Below are 16,246 nucleotides of genomic sequence, written 5' to 3'. Positions count from 1 at the left end.
GGGGGGGGCGCGGTCGATGTGCCCAGGGGCTGCGCAGGGCGGCGGGCGTATGGCGTCGTTGGGCTGCGCGCGTGGCTGTGCGGCTTGTGGCCGGCCGTGTGCCTGCGCTGTCGCGCTGCCCGTGCGGTGGGGGCGTGCGCATGCGGGGGGCGGCGCGGTCGATGTGCCGACGGCTTCGCAGGGCGGCGGGCGTACGGCGTCGTTGGGCTGCACGGGTGGGTGCGTGGCTCGTGGTACGCCACGTCCCGCGCGGGTGGCTGTGCGGCTCGCCTCGTAGCACGCCCGCGTGCCCGTGCCGTCGCGAGGTCCGTGCGCCGACCGTGTGGTTCGCGGGCCGATCGTGGGGGTGGGTTGCGCACACGCGGGGGCGGCCCGGTCGATCGAGTCGACCGGGCCGCCCCCGCACCGTTCCTGTGCGTCGCGCCTCAGCGGCTGTCGCCCGCGGGGGCCGGTTCCGTTGCCTGGGGTGCCTCCTCGGGGGCCTCCTCCTCGGCGCCGCCCGCCGGGATGTGCCGTAGCAGCACGATCGCGGCGACGGCCATCACCGCCACGATCACACCCGCGGTGGCGCTCGCGAGGTTCAGCCCGTTGGTGAACGCCTCCCGGGCCTGCTCCAGGACCTGGGCGCCCACCGAGTCGGACACGGCGTCCGCACCGGCCAGCGTGTCGCGGACCGTGCTCGCGACCGACTCCGGGACGTCCTGGGGCAGAGCGTCACCGATCTCGTCCCGGTACACGGCGGTGACGACACTGCCCAGGCCGGCGATGCCGAGCGCGATGCCGAACTCCATGGCCGTCTCCGACATCGCCGCGGCCGAACCGGCCTTCTCCGGCGGCGCCGAGCCGACGACCAGGTCCGTCCCGAGCACCATCATCGGGCTGATGCCGGTGTAGATGAGGACGAACCCGGTCACCAGCAGCGGCAGCCCGTCGGTGCTGTCGACCACGCTGATCAGGACGTACCCCAGCACCGAGAGGAACAGCGCGCCGCCGACGACGTACCCGGGCCGCACCCTGGCGGCGATCGCGGGAGTCAGCGACGAGGCCACGATCAGCGCCCCGGCCGCGGGCAGCAGCCACAGCCCCGCCGTGATCGGCGACAGGCCCTCCACCAGCTGGAGGTACTGCGTGATGAACAGATACAGCCCACCCATCAGACCGAGGCCGAGCAGCAGCACCAGCAGCGCGGTGGTGAACGCCCGGTTGCTGAACAGCCGCAGGTCCATCAGCGGATCGGCCAGCTTGCGCTGACGCAGCACGAACACCACGCCGAAGACCACACCGGCCAGGAGTGTCACCACAGCCTGGGCGTCCAGGCCGTGCTCGGCCGCACGCTTGATCCCGTAGATCGCCGGCAGCACCGTCAGCAGGGACAGCGCCACGCTGGCCAGGTCCAGACGCCCCGCCTCGTCGTCCTTGTACTCGGGGATCAGCAGGGGCGTGGCCACCAGCAGCACCACCATCACCGGCACGGCAAGCAGGAACACCGAGCCCCACCAGAACCACTCCAGGAACGCGCCACCCAGGACCGGACCGACGGCGATACCGACGGAGAAGCAGGTCACCCACACGCTGATGGCCACGCCGCGCTGCCTGGGGTCCTTGAACATGTTGCTGATCAGGGCCAGCGTCGAGGGCATCAGCGTGGCGCCGGTGATGCCGAGCAGCGCGCGGGCCACGATCAGCATCTCCGCACTGGTGGACTTGGCGGCCAGAACCGAGGCGAGGCCGAAGCCCAGTGCCCCGATCATCAGCAGCCTGCGCCGGCCGATCCGGTCACCCAGCGTGCCCATCGTCACCAGGAAACCGGCAATCATGAAGCCGTAGATGTCGACCATCCACAGCAGTTCCGTGCTGGTGGGCTTCAGGTCCGCGCTGATGTGCGGGACCGCCAGGTTCAGCACGGTCGCGTCGAGAGCCAGCAGGATCGTGGGGAGCGTGAGCACGAACAGCCCGAGCCACTCCCGGGGCCCGGCCCTCAGGTCCGCGGCGGCCGGAGTCTGTGTCGTCATGGGGAACCCTCCAAGGTTCGTGAATCTTCTGCGCCCTGGTGGTCCGGCGCAGGGGGACGGGGGTGGGGCGCCGCCGACGGCGCCCCGGGGATCAGGAGTCGTACGGACGCGTGGACCGGGCGTTGTGCAGCATCCGCGCCCACCAGGTGAGCTGATCGAGCGTCTCCTTGACGGAGGCCGTGAAACGCGCGGACGTCCTGGGCCAGTGGCCGTCGGCGTCGAACTCGTCCCAGTAGTTGGGGATGCTGATGCCGTCGCGGATCGCGACCGCCTGCACCTCGGTGAAGGCGCTGCGCAACTGCTCGGCGGCATACAGCCCGCCGGACGGCCCGCCGTAGGAGAGGAACGCCACCGGTTTGGCCTTCCACTCGTCCAGGTACCAGTCGATGGCGGTCTTGAGCGGGGCGGGAAAGCTCCGGTTGTACTCCGGGGTCACCACCACGAACGCGTCCGCCGCCGCCAGCCGCGGCGCCAGCGCCGCGACTGGCGCGGGCAGTTCCTCGCACTCGTCGCCGAGTGTGTCGGGCAGCTTGGCCTCGGCCAGGTCGATCAGATCGACGTCGAGGTCCTTGCGCCGACGGGCCTGGCCGCTGAACCACCGGGCCACCGTCGGACCGAAGCGACCCCGGCGCGTACTGCCGATGATGATCGCCAACCGCAGACGGCTGTTGTCGGACATCGGATGCTCCTGCGCCGGGCCGGCCGTGCAGCCGACGATCGTGGACGTGTCCCAGCCTGCGGCGGCGCACTCACGAGCCGCTCACGATCCGCTCTCGACCCGCTCCCCGGCTCGCTCCCGGCCCTTCGCGGCGCTGCGTTAACGTGGCGCCCATGCGATTCGGAGTGCTGGGGCCACTGGCCGTGTGGGCGGCGGACGGCAGCCCGGTCACCGTGCCCGGCCTCAAGACCCGAACGCTGCTGGCCGCCCTGCTCTCCCACGAGGGACGCCCGGCGTCCGCGGACCGGCTCGTCGACGAGGTGTGGGGTGAGGGGGAGCTCCCGGGCAATCCCTCCGCCGCCCTGCAGACCAAGGTCTGGCAGCTGCGCAAGGTGTTCGAGGACGCGGAACCGGGCAGCCGGGAGCTGCTGACCCTGCGCGACGACGGCTATCTGCTGCGGGTGGAACCCGAGAGCGTCGACATGGACCGGTTCGCGGCCCTGACGGCGCGCGCCCGGGCCGCCGACGGCTCCCGTGCCCGCGCGGCCCTCCTGTCCGAGGGCCTGGCGCTGTGGCGGGGCGCGGCGTTCTCCGGCTTCGAGGACGCCGCCTTCGCCCGGCCTGTCATCACCCGCCTCGACGAGGCCCGCCTCGCCGCCCTCGAAGCGCTCGCCGAGGCCCGGATCGACCTGGGCGAACACCTGGAGGTGGCGGGGGAGCTGCACGAGCTCGTCGTGCGCCACCCGCTGCGCGAGCGGCTGCGCGCCCTGCAGATGCGCGCGCTCTACGCCGCAGGCCGGGTCGGCGAGGCACTGGCCGCATATCAGGACGTGCGGACCAGGCTCGCCGACGAGCTGGGCCTGGACCCCGGTCCCGAACTCACCGCCCTGCACCAGGCGATGCTGGAACAGGACGCCGGGCTCAGCGCCCCCGCCGCAGTCCCGTCACCGCCGCGGCGCCCCGCCACGAATCTGCCCGCTCCCCTGACGGAGCTGGTCGGCCGCGAGGGCGCGGTGGCCGAGGTGAGGCGTTTGCTGGCCGGCGCACGGCACGTGACGCTGACCGGCTCCGGCGGCGTCGGCAAGACCAGGCTCGCGCTGGAGACGGCGGGCCGGCTCGCCGCCGACTTCCCCGACGGCGCCTGGCTGGTCGAGCTCGCCGCACTGGGCCGTACCAGCAGCGCCAACGCGGTCGACCCGGTGGCGGAGGCCGTCATGGCGGCGCTCGGCATCCGGGAGGAGGCGGGGCCCGCGTCCGGCGGCACGAGCGGACTCTCCGCACCGGCTGAGCGCCTCGCCGAGGCGCTCAGCGGCAAGCGGCTGCTGCTGCTCCTCGACAACTGCGAGCACATCGTCGACGCGGTCGCCGAACTGGCGGCGCTGCTGCTGAAGCGTTCCCCCGGTCTGCGCATCCTGGCCACCAGCCAGGAACCGTTCGGGGTCCTCGGCGAGGTGGTCTGGGCAGTGCCCCCGCTGGAGGTGCCCGACCCGGCCCGCGAGCCGGGACTCGACGAGGTGGCACGTTCCAGCGCCGTGGAACTGTTCGTCGCCAGGGCCGCGGCCGCGGCACCCGGCTTCACGCTCGACGCCGGCAACGCCCGCGACGTGGCCGTGATCTGCCGCCGGCTCGACGGGATTCCCTTGGCGCTCGAACTGGCGGCCACCCGGGTCCGCACCCTGGGGGTACGAGGGCTGATCACCCGACTCGACGACCGCTTCCGGCTCCTGGCCACCGGCTACCGGGGCGCCCCGCCCCGTCAGCAGACGCTCCGGGCCATGATCGACTGGAGCTGGGACCTGCTGACCGAGCCCGAGCGGGCCGTGCTGCGCAGCCTCGCCGTCCATGTCGAAGGCTGCACCCTGGAAGCGGCCGAGGCCGTCTGCGCCGCGGCCGGGGTGGCACCCGACGACGTTCTCGACCTGCTAGACCGCCTGGTCGCCCGCTCGCTGGTCGTGATGGCCGACAGCGGTGACGAACCCCGCTACCGGCTCCTGGAGTCCGTAGCTGACTACGCTCTCGCCCGCCTGGACGAGGCGGGCGAGAGCGAGGACGTACGCCGCCGCCACCGCGGGTACTACACCGAACTGGCCGAGCACGCCGCACCGTTGTTGCACGGCCCCGACCAGCGGCGCCGGCTCCGCGCCCTGGACGCGGAGGCCGCCAATCTCCGCCGGGCGCTCGACGACGCGGTCCGCCGCGGTGCCGCCGAGGACGCCCTGAGACTGGTCAACGCGCTGTCCTGGTACTGGTTCCTGCGCGGCAGGCTCCGGGAGGCCGGCCGCTCGCTGGAGGCGGCGCTCGGCGCGGCGGCGCGCACCGGTGCCGACGGGAACCAGGAGGCCGTGGCGTCGCTGCGCGCGCAGGCCCAGGTGTGGCGGGCCGGGTTCGCCGTCCTCGTCGGCGACGGCACCGAGCGGACGCCGGACAGCCGTGTCGCGGCGGAGCTGTCCCGGAAGGTGACGGACCGTCGGAAGCGGGCCAGAGCACAGTGGTTCCTCGGCTTCGCCCTGTTCGGCGTCGGCGACCAGGCCGCCAGCGAGGAACTCATCGACCAGGCGCTGGACGCCTTCCAGGCCCTCGGCGACACCTGGGGAACCGCCGCGGCGCTGAGCGTACGGGCGAACCAGGCACATGTGCGCGGCGACCTCACCCGACTCGCGCACGACGGGCGGCACAGCGCGCGACTCTTCGCCGAACTCGCCGACGGCTGGGGCCAGTTGCAGACCATCGAGCCGCTTGCCGCGCTGGCCGAGATGGCCGGTGACTACGACCGGGCGGCACAGCTCCACCAGGACGGGCTGCGCATGGCCGAGGACCTCGGGCTGTGGCCGGACGCGGCGGACCGGCTGACGAGCCTGGGCAGCACCGCCATGCTCACCGGGGACCACGCCAGGGCACGGGAGTTCCATCAGCGGGCGATGCGCCTCGCCGCCGAGCACAGCTACAAGCCCGGAGAGATCCACGCCGAGGTCGGAATCGGTCTCGGCGCCCGCCGCGCGGGACAGCTCGACACCGCCGAGGCCCACATGCGCCACGTACTGCGGTGGCAGTCCATGATGTCCTTCGAACCCGGCCGTGCCCTCGTGCTGGCCGAACTCGGTTTCATCGCCGAACAGCGCGGTGACGCCGACCAGGCCCTGCGCCTGCACCTGGAGGGGTGGGCGGCGGCGCGCAACACGGGAGACGCCCGGGCCATGGCGCTGGCCCTGGAGGGACTGGCCGGCGCCCACGCCCTCGCCGGGCGCCACGTCCACGCCGCCGTGCTGCTCGGCGCCGCACACGCGGCCAGGGACTCCGTGGGCATGCCGCTGCCCGCCGCCGAACGCGGCGATGTCGACCGGATCACGCAGACGGTACGCGAGCACCTCGACGAGGCCGCCTACCGGACCGCGTACCGGCGCGGCAGCGGGCTGACGCCCGAACAGGCCGTGTCCGAATACCCCGCCTGAGCTGTGCCGTACGTCCCCCGCCGCCCCGCAGACTGCTCAGTGACCGGCTGATGAGGGGCCGCCCCTAGCCTCGCCAGAGGCTCCGGGATCTCCCACTCGCTCGTGTGGACAGCCGCCACGGCCGGGCCCGCGCGCCCGGAGCCGCCACGGCACGGGCGGCGAGCACGGCCCGTTGTCCGGGGCCGGATCCGTCCCGGCAGCCGACTGGTCCACTGACGCACCATCGAGAAGGAAACTGGGGACGAAATGAATGCAGTCGCCGCGCCCGTGCTCGCCGACGCCAATGTGCGCACCATGCTGGCTCAGTTCGGACTCGACGTCGAGTACACCCGTTCCGAGGGCAACGCGCTCCACTACACCGACGAGGAGGGACGCGAGCACCGGGTCGTGGACTTCGCGTGCGGCTTCGGGTCCCTGATGCTCGGCCACAACAACTCCGAGATCGCCGAGCGTGCCAAGCAGATCCTGGACGCGAAGATCCCGGTGCACACCCAGCTGGCGCGGCACTCGCACACCAACGACCTCGCCGCCGCACTCAACAAGATCATCCAGCGGGAGCTGGGCACGGACGAGCCCTACTACGCCCTCTTCGGCAACTCCGGGGCCGAGGCCGTCGAAATCGCCATCAAGCACGCGGAGTTCGACCGACTACAGCGCGCACAGGAACTCCTCGGCGGCATCGAGGACCACATCAGCGCCGCCCGGGCCGCTGTGACCGAGGGCACCGCGCAGGTCTCCCCGGAGGCCTACGACCAGGTCGGTGTCGCGGGGAGCACCCGGTTCGAGGACCTGATCGCGGAGGTCCGGCGCCGCAACGAGGCGGCCGCCGCCACACCGCCCCTCTTCCTCACCATCGAGGGGTCGTTCCACGGGAAGCTGGCGAGCAGCATCCAGCTCACCTACAACGAAATGTTCCGCACCCCGTTCAAGGCGCTGTCCGCGCAGGCGCGGTTCGTCCCCGCCGACCAGCCCGACGCCCTCGCCAAGATCGTCAGCGACGAGCGGGTCCCGGTGCTCGATGTCGTCGTCGAGGACGGCACGGTCCGTGTCGTCGAGCGTGACTTCCCCGTCTTCGGTGCCTTCTTCCTGGAGCCGATCCGGGGCGAGGCCGGAATCCGGCCGCTCAGCCGGGAGTTCGCCCAGGTGATCGAGCAGGTGTGCGCCGAACTGGGCTGTCCGGTCGTCTCCGACGAGATCCAGTGCGGCACGGGCCGCTCCGGTGCCTTCTTCGCCGCCTCGCACATCGGCCTGCGCGGCGACTACATCATCCTGGCCAAGAGCCTGGCCGGCGGCATCGCCAAGACCGGTGTGGTGCTGGTCCGGGAGGGCCGCTACCGCCAGGACTTCGAGCTCATCCACAGCTCGACCTTCGGCAAGGACAGCTTCTCCTCCCTCATCGCCCTCAAGGTGATCGAGATGCTGGAGGCGGACGGCGGGCAGGCGTACCGGGCCGCCGTGGAGCGCGGCGACAAGCTGAAGGCCATGCTCGAAGCGGTCCGCGCCGACTTCCCCGACGTCGTCAAGGACGTGCGCGGCCGGGGCCTGATGCTGGGGCTGGAGTTCCACGACCAGTCGGAGGCCGCGTCCGAGGTCATTCGCGAGCAGACCCAGCACGGCGTCATCGGATTCGCCGTCGCCGGTTACCTCCTGCGCAAGCACAACATCCGTACGTTCACCACCGCGAGCGCCCTGCACACCTTCCGGTTCGAGCCGTCCATCCACCTCGGCGACGAGGACATCGCACAGCTGGACACGGCTCTGAGGGCGGTGTGCGAGATCCTGCGGCGCCAGGACGAGAACGGGTTCGCCGTCGTCTGACGGGCGACGCGACAAGCATCACGGGCCGGCACAGCAGGCGGGCCGGGCAAGTGGGGCACGGGCCGGACGGCGACGGACGGCCGTGCCCCACGTGCGTTGTGCGCCGTACCGAGCCCACCGTGCCGGGCCGCACCGCATCCGCACAGCCGGGGCGCCAACGTCCCGGGATTCCGAGGGAGTCGACATGAACGCCATATCCTCCGACGCCGGTCTCGCCGAACCCCACCTCGCCGAGGTGCTGGCCGCCGTCGGGCTCGACGTCGAGTACGTCCGGGCGGAGGGCAACACCCTGTACCGCCTCGACGAGCAACAGCGCGAGGCCCCCGTGCTCGATTTCGTGGGCGGCTTCGGATCCCTGATCCTCGGGCACAACCACCCCGAGATCGTGACCTACGCCCAGGACCTGCTCCGCTCGCAGCTCCCGATCCACGCCCAGTTCTCGCGGGCCGCGCACGCGGACCGGCTGGCGTCCGCGCTCAACTCCGTACTGCGCCGCGAACTGGGCGACGACGAGCGGTACTTCGCGATCTTCGCCAACAGCGGCGCGGAGGCGGTCGAGGCGGCGGTCAAGCACGCCGAGTTCGACCGCTCCCTCAAGCTGGCGGCGCTCAGCGAGCAGATCGACGCTCACGTCACGCAGGCGCGTTCCCTGGTGCAGGGCGGCCTCGCCGTACCGGCGGACAGCGCCTACGCGCGGCTCGACGAGGCAGGCCCCTCCGGTGATCCGGTCCAGGACCTGGAGGAGCTGATCGCCCACGTCGAGCGATGGAACGCAGAACGGCTGTCCACGCCGCCACTGTTCCTCGCGCCCGAGGGCGCGTTCCACGGCAAGCTCGTGGGCAGTGTGCAGCTCACCCACAACGAGGCGTTCCGTACGCCCTTCAAGGCACTGGCCGCACAGGCCCGCTTCGTCCCCCTCGACCAACCGGAGGCCATCCGGAAGACCATCGACGCCGAGCGGCGCGTGCTGCTCGACCTGGCTGTCACGGACGGCGCGGTCACCGTGGTCGAGCGGGAGTTCCCGGTCTTCTGCGCCTTCGTCCTGGAACCCATTCAGGGAGAGGGCGGCATCAACATGGTCACCCGGGAGTTCGCCGAGGCGGTCAGAAGCGCCTGCGACGCGATCGGCTGCCCTGTCGTGGTCGACGAGATCCAGAGCGGCATGGGACGCTCGGGCGCCTTCCTCGCGAGCTCGCTCATCGGGCTGCGGGGTGACTACTACACCCTCGCCAAGAGCCTCGGCGGCGGCGTCGCCAAGACCTCCGTCGTGCTGATCCGGGAGTCCCGCTACCGCCGGGAGTTCGAGCTGGTGCACAGTTCGACCTTCGCCAAGGACGGCTTCTCCAGCCTTGTCGCGCTCAAGGTGCTGGAGCTTCTGGAGGCCGACGGAGGCCGGCTGTACCGCGTGGTCGCGGAGCGGGGCAGGAGCCTGCGAACGATGCTGGAGACGGTGCGGGCCGACTTTCCCGACGTACTGAAGGACGTGCGCGGCGCGGGTCTGATGCTGGGCGTGGAGTTCCAGGACCAGTCGGGGTCCACCGCGGGCGCCGTCCGGGACTTCGCCCGCTCGGGCTTCCTCGGCTACGCCGTGGCCGGTTACCTGCTGCGCAGGCACGCCGTCCGCCTCTTCCCGACCGGCAGCGCCGCCAACACGCTGCGCCTGGAGCCGTCCGTCGCACTGACCGACGACGAGATCTCCCAGCTGGAAGCGGCCCTCAGGGACGTCTGCTCCGTCCTGCGCGACCAGGACGAGGGGCGCTTCGTGGGCGCGTGACGGCCGGTCGCCGGGCCCCGTCCGTACCCGGGGCGAACCGGCGGCGCAAGCGCGGGCGACGACGTGCCCGGCCCGCTTTGTTTCAGCTTTGTGTGCGCTTGGACCGCGGCGGCGCAGCATGAGGGCTGCAACCTGGCAGGCATGAGGTGGGGCGTTCGCACCATGCGCCGTGCCTGTGCCGCCGGGCCGTCAATGCGTTCGGATGGGGGAGACATGCAGTTTCGAGTACTGGGACCACTGGAGGTCATCCGCGACGGCACACCGGTGGAGCTGAGAGGCACCAAGCAGCGAGGCACGCTCGGCTTCCTGCTGCTCCAGGCCAACCGGGTCGTGCCCACGAGCTGGCTGCTGAACGCCTTGTGGCCCGACGACAACGCGCCGACGACCGCCCGCAAGATCCTGCAGAACGCGGTGTACGGGCTGCGCGGTGTCCTCTTCTCCTCACCGGACAGCGCCTCCGGTGCCGCGACGCTGCTGACCCGGCCGCCCGGCTACATGATGCGCGTGGCACCCGAGCAGGTGGACCTGCACCTGTTCCACCAGTGGGTCGCCCAGGGCCGCGAGAAGCGTGCGCAGGGCGCCCCGGCGGAGGCGGCCGTGCTGCTGCGCGACGCGCTGGACCTGTGGCGCGGCTCCGCGCTCGCGGATCTGGTGGAGGCCGGGATCGAGTGGCCGGAACTGGCCTCACTGCAGAACACCCGACTGGACGTGATGGAGGACTACTTCGACGCCCAGCTGGACTGCGGCCGCCACCACGCCGTCCTCGCGGAGCTGGAGACCATGGTGGCGGCCGAGCCGCTGCGGGAACGGTCCTGCGGCCAGCTGATGCTGGCGCTGTACCGCTGTGGCCGCCAGGCGGACGCGCTCAGCGTCTTCAGCCGGGTGCGGTCGCTGCTGATCGAGAACCTGGGGCTGGAGCCCGGCCACGGACTCCAGCAGCTGCAGCGGGCGATCCTGACGCAGGACCCCCTGCTGTCCCTGGACGCGGGCCCGGTCGTCGCGGCACCGCCCCGGGCGGAGACGGTACGCGACCTGACGGTGCCGGCGCCGAAGGCCGACGAGGAGACGGTGCACACGGGTCCGGTGCGCACCGGGCTGTCACTCGTGGAGACCGGACGCGCACCCGTGCGGGCCGAAACCCGGGCGCCGGCCCGCGAGGACGTCGTGGTGCAGGACGTGCAGGACACGGCCATGCAGCGCCGTCCGGTCGGCGTCATGTCGGTGCGCACCCAGCTGCCTCCCTCCCTCGGTGACGGGTCCGGCGGCGTGGACGACCTCATGGATGCCGCCGCCACCGTGGTCAGGGAGCAGGTGGAGCGGCACGGCGGCATGGTGACGGCCTCGATGGGGTCCGTCTCGCAGGCGCTGTTCGGTCTCGACGGCCCGGGCGACGGTGGCGCGGATCAGGCCGTGCTGGCGGCGCTGGCGATCCGTGACGCGCTCGATGGGTCCGGCGGTTCGGGGCCCGGCGCGGTGCCGCTGTCGGTGCATGCCGCGGTCATGACGGGCGAGGTGCTGCTGAGGTACTCCGGCAAGGGGGACGCGCCCGCGGCCGTGGGCGCGGTGCTGGACGAGTCGCGGTCCCTCCTGGCCGATGTGCCGGCCGGCCAGGTGCTGGCCAGCGACGCGGTGCGTCGTGCGACCGAGAACACCGTCGCCTATCGCCGTGGGCAGGCCCGGCCCTCCGAATGGTTCGCGGTCGGCCGCAGGACGACGCTGCGGGAGGTCGGCCAGGAGCCGGACACCGGGTACGAACTCGATCTCCTGTGCGGGCTGGTCAAGCGCAGCCGGGACCGGGCGATTCCCCACATGGTGACGGTGCTGGGCGAGTCCGGAGCCGGAAAGAGCCACCTGCTCCGTGAGTTCGGACGGCGTCTCGACGCCCGTGCGGGCAGGGGTACGGTCCTGGCGGGCGCCACCCCCGCGACGCCCACCGAACATCCCCTGAAGGCCCAGGCGCAGATCCTGGCCGCCCACTGCGGCATCCGGCCCGGTGACGACCCGCAGTCGGTTCGGTCCGCGCTGACCGACCAGGTGCGCTTCCTGTTCCCCTCCGGCCGGCGGGCGCGCTGGATCCTGTCGTGCCTGGAACCGCTCCTGGGCCCGCAGGACGACGCCGCCTCCGCCGGTGTGCCGGTGTCCAAGACCCTGGCCGCATGGCGCGACTTCTTCCAGGAGGTGGCACAGCACCGGCCGGTCGTGCTGTGCATCGACGACCTGCACAGGGCGGACACCGGCGTCCTGGACATCGTCGAGAATCTCGCCGAGTCTGCCGGTCCCGTTCCTCTCTTCGTGGTCGCCTCCGCAGGCCCCGAACTGCTGCTGCGTCGGCCCTCCTGGGGCGGCGGCAAGAGCCAGGCGACCATCGTCACCCTGGGCCGCACCGAGGAGACCACCACCGGCGGCCTGCTGGCGGAGTTCCTCCGCTCCGCCGCACCCGAACGAATGCCAAGCATCAGCGGAGGCCGAGCGGTCTGAGCACAACGCCGGGAGCGGAGGGACCGACATCACCCCGCGCCGGACGAGCGACACGGACCGCGTGTCCGCCCGTCCGGCGCGGGGCGCCTATGTGCCCCTGGGCCGGTGAACGCTGTCAGGACCGCTGGGTGGTGGGTTACCCGCAAATGAGTGGTGAGGGATTTGCCCGCCCTATGTTCTCAGCATCAGTCTCCTGAAGGGTTCGGCATGATTTCTGTATCCCCTGACCAGACTGCCAACCGAATCCCGATGACGCCGTCATCCTTGCGGGAATCGATGGCGCGCTTCGCTACCGGTGTCATCGTGCTGAGTGTGGGCGGCGAAGACATCCACGGAATGACCGCCAACGCCTTCACCTCCGTGTCCCTCGACCCGCCCACCGTATTGTGCTGCGTCGCACACAGCGCCGTGATGCACAAGGCACTGCTGGCGCAGAAGCGATTCGCGGTCTCGGTCCTCGGCGCGGGACAGGAAAGCCTGGCACGCCATTTCGCGGACAAGAGCCGCCCTTTGGGAGCGGAACAGTTCCGCCGATTCGACTGGGAACCGGGGCGGCTCACCCAGGCGCCCTTGCTGCACGGGGCACTTGCCTGGCTGGAGTGCGAGATGACCGAGCTGCACGACTCCGGTGACCACTCGATATTCCTCGGGAACGTGATCAACGCGAGGAGGAGTCCCGCCGGCCCCGGCTTGCTCTTCTTCGACGGGGCGTTCCAGGGAACCGGACCCGCCGAGCCGTCATGAGCGTCCCCGAAACCGTCATCGCGCGCTGGTTCGTCGACGCCCTCAACGAGGGCCTGAACAGGTCGGTGGTGCGCACGATGCCCCGCAGGCCCGCGGACGAGGACATCTTGCGTGCCCCGTTCGCCGCCGCGGTGCTCAGGCGCTTCGAGGACTGCCTGCCCGCCGCGCTCGGCCGGCCGGAACGCGACGACCTGTTCCTGCGCGCCGCCCTGCTGCGCCGAGCCCGGCACATCCTGGCGAGCGCCCTCGTGCCCGGCACGCAGGCGGACCGCCGCCCGCCTCCGCCGCGGCCGGCGCTGTCCGCCCGGCACGAGGCGGTGGTCTCCACGGTGCTCCTGGAATGTGCCGCGCTGCTGCTCATGGAGCCCGGAAACCCCTACTGGGCGACCCGTGAACCGGCCGCCCTGGTACGGGCGTTGGGGCGGGCGGTGCGAGAATCCCCGCTCCATGATTCGGTGTACCCATGACCAGTCAGCTTCTTTTGGACAAAGTCGTCCTCATCACGGGGGCCAGCAGTGGAATCGGCGCCGCCGCCGCGCGCGTGTTCGCCCGCGAAGGCGCCATCGTGGTCCTCGCCGCACGCAGAAAGGACCGATTGGCCGAGCTTGTTGACGAACTGCGCCGCGCGGGGCAGCGGGCGGCCTATGTCGTCAGTGACGTGGCCGTCGCCGAACAGGCGGCTCAGGCCGTGGAATTCGCCGTCTCCGAGTACGGACGACTCGATTGCGCTTTCAACAACGCCGGAATCGGCGGCGACCGCACGCCCCTGCACCTCATGCAGGACGATGTGTACGACTCCGTCATGGACATCAACGTGCGCGGTGTGTGGAACTGCCTGCGCCCCGAGATAGCGGCGATGCTGGCGGGGGGAGGGGGGAGCATCGTCAACAACAGCAGCGTCGCGGGGCTCGTGGCCATCCCCGCCGCCGCGCCGTACATCGCCTCCAAGCACGCGGTCGTCGGCTTCACACGAGCTGCCGCCGATGAGTACGCCCGGCAGGGCATCCGGGTGAACGCCATCGCTCCCGGAACCACCCGCAGCGAGATCACCGCGGACTGGTTCGCCAGGAATCCCGGCCTCGAAGACCTCGTCAACTCCCTTACACCGCAGGGTCGGTCGGCGGCTCCCGAGGAGATCGCCGAGACCGCGGCGTGGCTGCTGAGCGACCGCTGCCCGTTCCTCACCGGCGCCGTGGTGCCGGTGGACGGTGGGTTCGTCAATCAATGACGTGCACCAATGACGTGCACCAATGACGTGACATGACAGCCCGCGGGCCGGGCCCGGGCAGGTGTTCCACCGCCCGGGCCCGGCCCGCTTGGCGCGCCTGCTATCCCGCCAGGCCGTGGAACTCGGCCTGGAAGGCGGGCCTGCCCTCCTGAACGCCCGACACGGCGACGGCGAGTTCTCGAAGGGGCCTGTGCCCACGTGCAGGCTTCGGCTCGGCCACGATCCAGCACGGCTGGTGGAACTCGACGTACTGCTGGTAGGTGACCGCGACCCCGGTGGGCTCGAAGCTCGCCGGTGCCAGCGCGGCGTGGGCGGCCTGCTGGGCGCCCTCCAGGAGTGCCAGCCCGGGCACGTGGTCCACCGGGTGATCGAAGAGCAGCCGGTTGTCGACGTCGTAGCGCAACTGCCAGCGCAGCGGCTCGTCCGTGGCGGCGAGGACCACTTCGTCCACGGTGGGCCGCCCGACCGTGGCCGGCTCGACGGGCTGCGGTACGGGCCACTGGCCCCAGTCGACGGAGAGGTGATCCCCGCGCAGCCGCCGGTAGGCGGCCGGTGACACCCAGCCGAAGACCGAGTCCGCACGGACCACGGTCTCGCCCTGGTGGGCGATGCTGATGTCGACGGCCAGGCTGTTGCGCGTGGGCCTGGCACCCGGCCCGTCCGTCACGACGACTTCGATGTCCAGCTCCGGGCTGTCGCCGGGCGGCACGCGGAAACCCGGCGCGATGGTGAAGTTGAGATGGTGCAGCAGGGTGGGATGGGTGAGCGGGACCCCCCGTTCGGCGTGCCCCACGATCAACCCGCTCTGCCTGATGGTCTGTGTCAGCAGCCGAGGGTCGTACGGCCACTTCTCGTGGGACGCCGGCCAGCGGGCGGTCAGGTGGAAGCGGCGGTCGGGGATCCGGTTCCAGCCGGTGATGAGCACCGATGAGTCGTGCCGCAGGTGGGTGTAGGCGCGTATGCGTTCCGTCCACTCCAGGGCAGGCTGACGCTGTTCACAGCACTTGTGCAAGGTTCCCCCAGGTCCATGCGCGAAGCATTTGTTTTCCTGTAAAGTACCGGCCTTCCGGCCGGTTTTCGGTCACGAACAAATGTACTTCAAGTACTGGTAAAAATTTGGCCTGGAGGGCATGTTGGCGAAGCAGGAACGCGCGGTCCGTACACGCAGGGCGATCCTGGATGCGGCCTCCGAGCTGTTCAACGAGGTGGGTTACGAGGCGACCACCATCGGCGCGCTGCTGGCGCGCATCGATGTCACCCGGGGCGGCCTGTACTTCCACTTCACCACCAAGGAGCAGCTGGCACGCGCGGTGCTCGACGAGGCCGTCACTCTGGAAGGAGTGCGCCCCCAGGCCTTCAAGTTGCAGGAGTGGGTGGACATCGCCCTGCTCCTCGCCCACCGTGTGCCGCGTGAGCCCATCCTGCGTGCCTCGATAAGGCTGTCGGTCGACCCGGTGTCGCGCCGCCTGTTCGGCACCCGCTGGCCGGACTGGATCGAAGTGGGGCACGGCCTGCTCGTCGAGGCCCGGGACAAAGGGGAGTTGCTGCCCCATGTGGATCCCGACGAGATCGCGCGGCTGCTCGTGGGTGCCTGGACCGGCGTGCAGCTGGTCACGGAGGTGCTGCCGGAGCGGACCCTGTCCGAGGAGATCTCCAGCCTGTTCGCGCTGATCCTGCCCAACATCGCCTCCAGCGGAGTGCTGGCGAGGCTGGACACCTCCCCCTACCGGGCCGAACGCCTTCTGCAGACGGCGCACTCCGAGGTCGAGTAGCACATCGGCGAATTCAGGGTGGACCCGATCCGCCCTTTGCCTAAGATGCTGTGCGTCCGGTTCTTTTGGATCTCTTTACCCGGTGGCGCAGGGTCCGGTTCGACGAGTTCCCTGCCGAACCGCCCTATGGTGGCCACGTTTTGCCTGACCAGAGGCTGAGTCGCGGCCTGGGGTGGAGGTGCACGGGAACCGGATGACCGGCCGCTTTGCGATGAACGGCGGGAGGCCGGCAGGAGACCGGAAGTGCGGCCGCAGCGCTGCGGCCGCCGTCCACAACAGGGGGATGGATGGACGGAACACTGTCTCAACGAAC

General features: G+C 71.2%; 11 protein-coding genes. 8 read left to right on the top strand and 3 right to left on the bottom strand.

From position 1 onward, the window contains the following. Positions 1-425 precede the first annotated feature (425 nt). Positions 426-2,012 carry an MFS transporter gene (locus tag SSP24_RS28705; protein ID WP_141312614.1) on the bottom strand — a complete coding sequence of 529 codons (1,587 nt, stop codon included), beginning with the start codon at positions 2,010-2,012 and terminating at the stop codon, positions 426-428. 91 nt (positions 2,013-2,103) lie between these two features. After that, positions 2,104-2,691, bottom strand: coding sequence for an NADPH-dependent FMN reductase (locus tag SSP24_RS28700; protein WP_141312613.1), 588 nt, complete (start codon positions 2,689-2,691; stop codon positions 2,104-2,106). 152 nt (positions 2,692-2,843) lie between these two features. Between SSP24_RS28700 and SSP24_RS28695 the strand changes: the two genes are divergently transcribed. The 7 genes from SSP24_RS28695 (at position 2,844) to SSP24_RS28665 (ending at position 14,161) form a co-directional block, all read left to right on the top strand. Further along, positions 2,844-6,119 (top strand): AfsR/SARP family transcriptional regulator, encoded by a 3,276-nt coding sequence (locus SSP24_RS28695; protein ID WP_141312612.1) that lies wholly within the window; start codon positions 2,844-2,846, stop codon positions 6,117-6,119. A gap of 246 nt (positions 6,120-6,365) precedes the next feature. Next, on the top strand, positions 6,366-7,937 hold the full coding sequence (locus tag SSP24_RS28690) for an aspartate aminotransferase family protein (protein ID WP_218037112.1): 1,572 nt from the start codon (positions 6,366-6,368) through the stop codon (positions 7,935-7,937). 184 nt (positions 7,938-8,121) lie between these two features. After that, entirely contained in the window at positions 8,122-9,711 is a 1,590-nt protein-coding gene (locus SSP24_RS28685) for an aspartate aminotransferase family protein (protein WP_141312611.1), read from the top strand. Between the two features lie 213 nt (positions 9,712-9,924). Continuing rightward, on the top strand, positions 9,925-12,189 hold the full coding sequence (locus SSP24_RS28680) for an ATP-binding protein (RefSeq protein ID WP_167529736.1): 2,265 nt from the start codon (positions 9,925-9,927) through the stop codon (positions 12,187-12,189). A gap of 207 nt (positions 12,190-12,396) precedes the next feature. Further along, positions 12,397-12,933, top strand: coding sequence for a flavin reductase family protein (locus SSP24_RS28675; RefSeq protein WP_141312609.1), 537 nt, complete (start codon positions 12,397-12,399; stop codon positions 12,931-12,933). Continuing rightward, positions 12,930-13,400 (top strand): hypothetical protein, encoded by a 471-nt coding sequence (locus SSP24_RS28670; RefSeq protein WP_141312608.1) that lies wholly within the window; start codon positions 12,930-12,932, stop codon positions 13,398-13,400. Before SSP24_RS28675 ends, SSP24_RS28670 begins: the two co-directional genes overlap by 4 nt. Beyond that, entirely contained in the window at positions 13,397-14,161 is a 765-nt protein-coding gene (locus tag SSP24_RS28665) for an SDR family NAD(P)-dependent oxidoreductase (RefSeq protein WP_141312607.1), read from the top strand. Before SSP24_RS28670 ends, SSP24_RS28665 begins: the two co-directional genes overlap by 4 nt. Before the next feature lie 100 nt (positions 14,162-14,261). On the opposite strand, the gene SSP24_RS28660 is transcribed toward SSP24_RS28665, so the two are convergent. Next, positions 14,262-15,173, bottom strand: coding sequence for a ScbA/BarX family gamma-butyrolactone biosynthesis protein (locus tag SSP24_RS28660; protein ID WP_229865106.1), 912 nt, complete (start codon positions 15,171-15,173; stop codon positions 14,262-14,264). Positions 15,174-15,291: 118 nt separating this feature from the next. On the opposite strand from SSP24_RS28660, the gene SSP24_RS28655 reads away from it, so the two are divergent. After that, entirely contained in the window at positions 15,292-15,933 is a 642-nt protein-coding gene (locus SSP24_RS28655) for a ScbR family autoregulator-binding transcription factor (protein WP_308439630.1), read from the top strand. The last annotated feature ends 313 nt before the right edge of the window (positions 15,934-16,246 follow it).

It is taken from the genome of Streptomyces spinoverrucosus (assembly GCF_006539505.1).
In the GTDB taxonomy this organism is placed as follows: Bacteria; Actinomycetota; Actinomycetes; order Streptomycetales; family Streptomycetaceae; genus Streptomyces; species Streptomyces spinoverrucosus.
The sequence above is the reverse complement of the archived record's forward strand: the minus strand, read 5'-3'. Positions and strand labels throughout refer to the sequence as shown.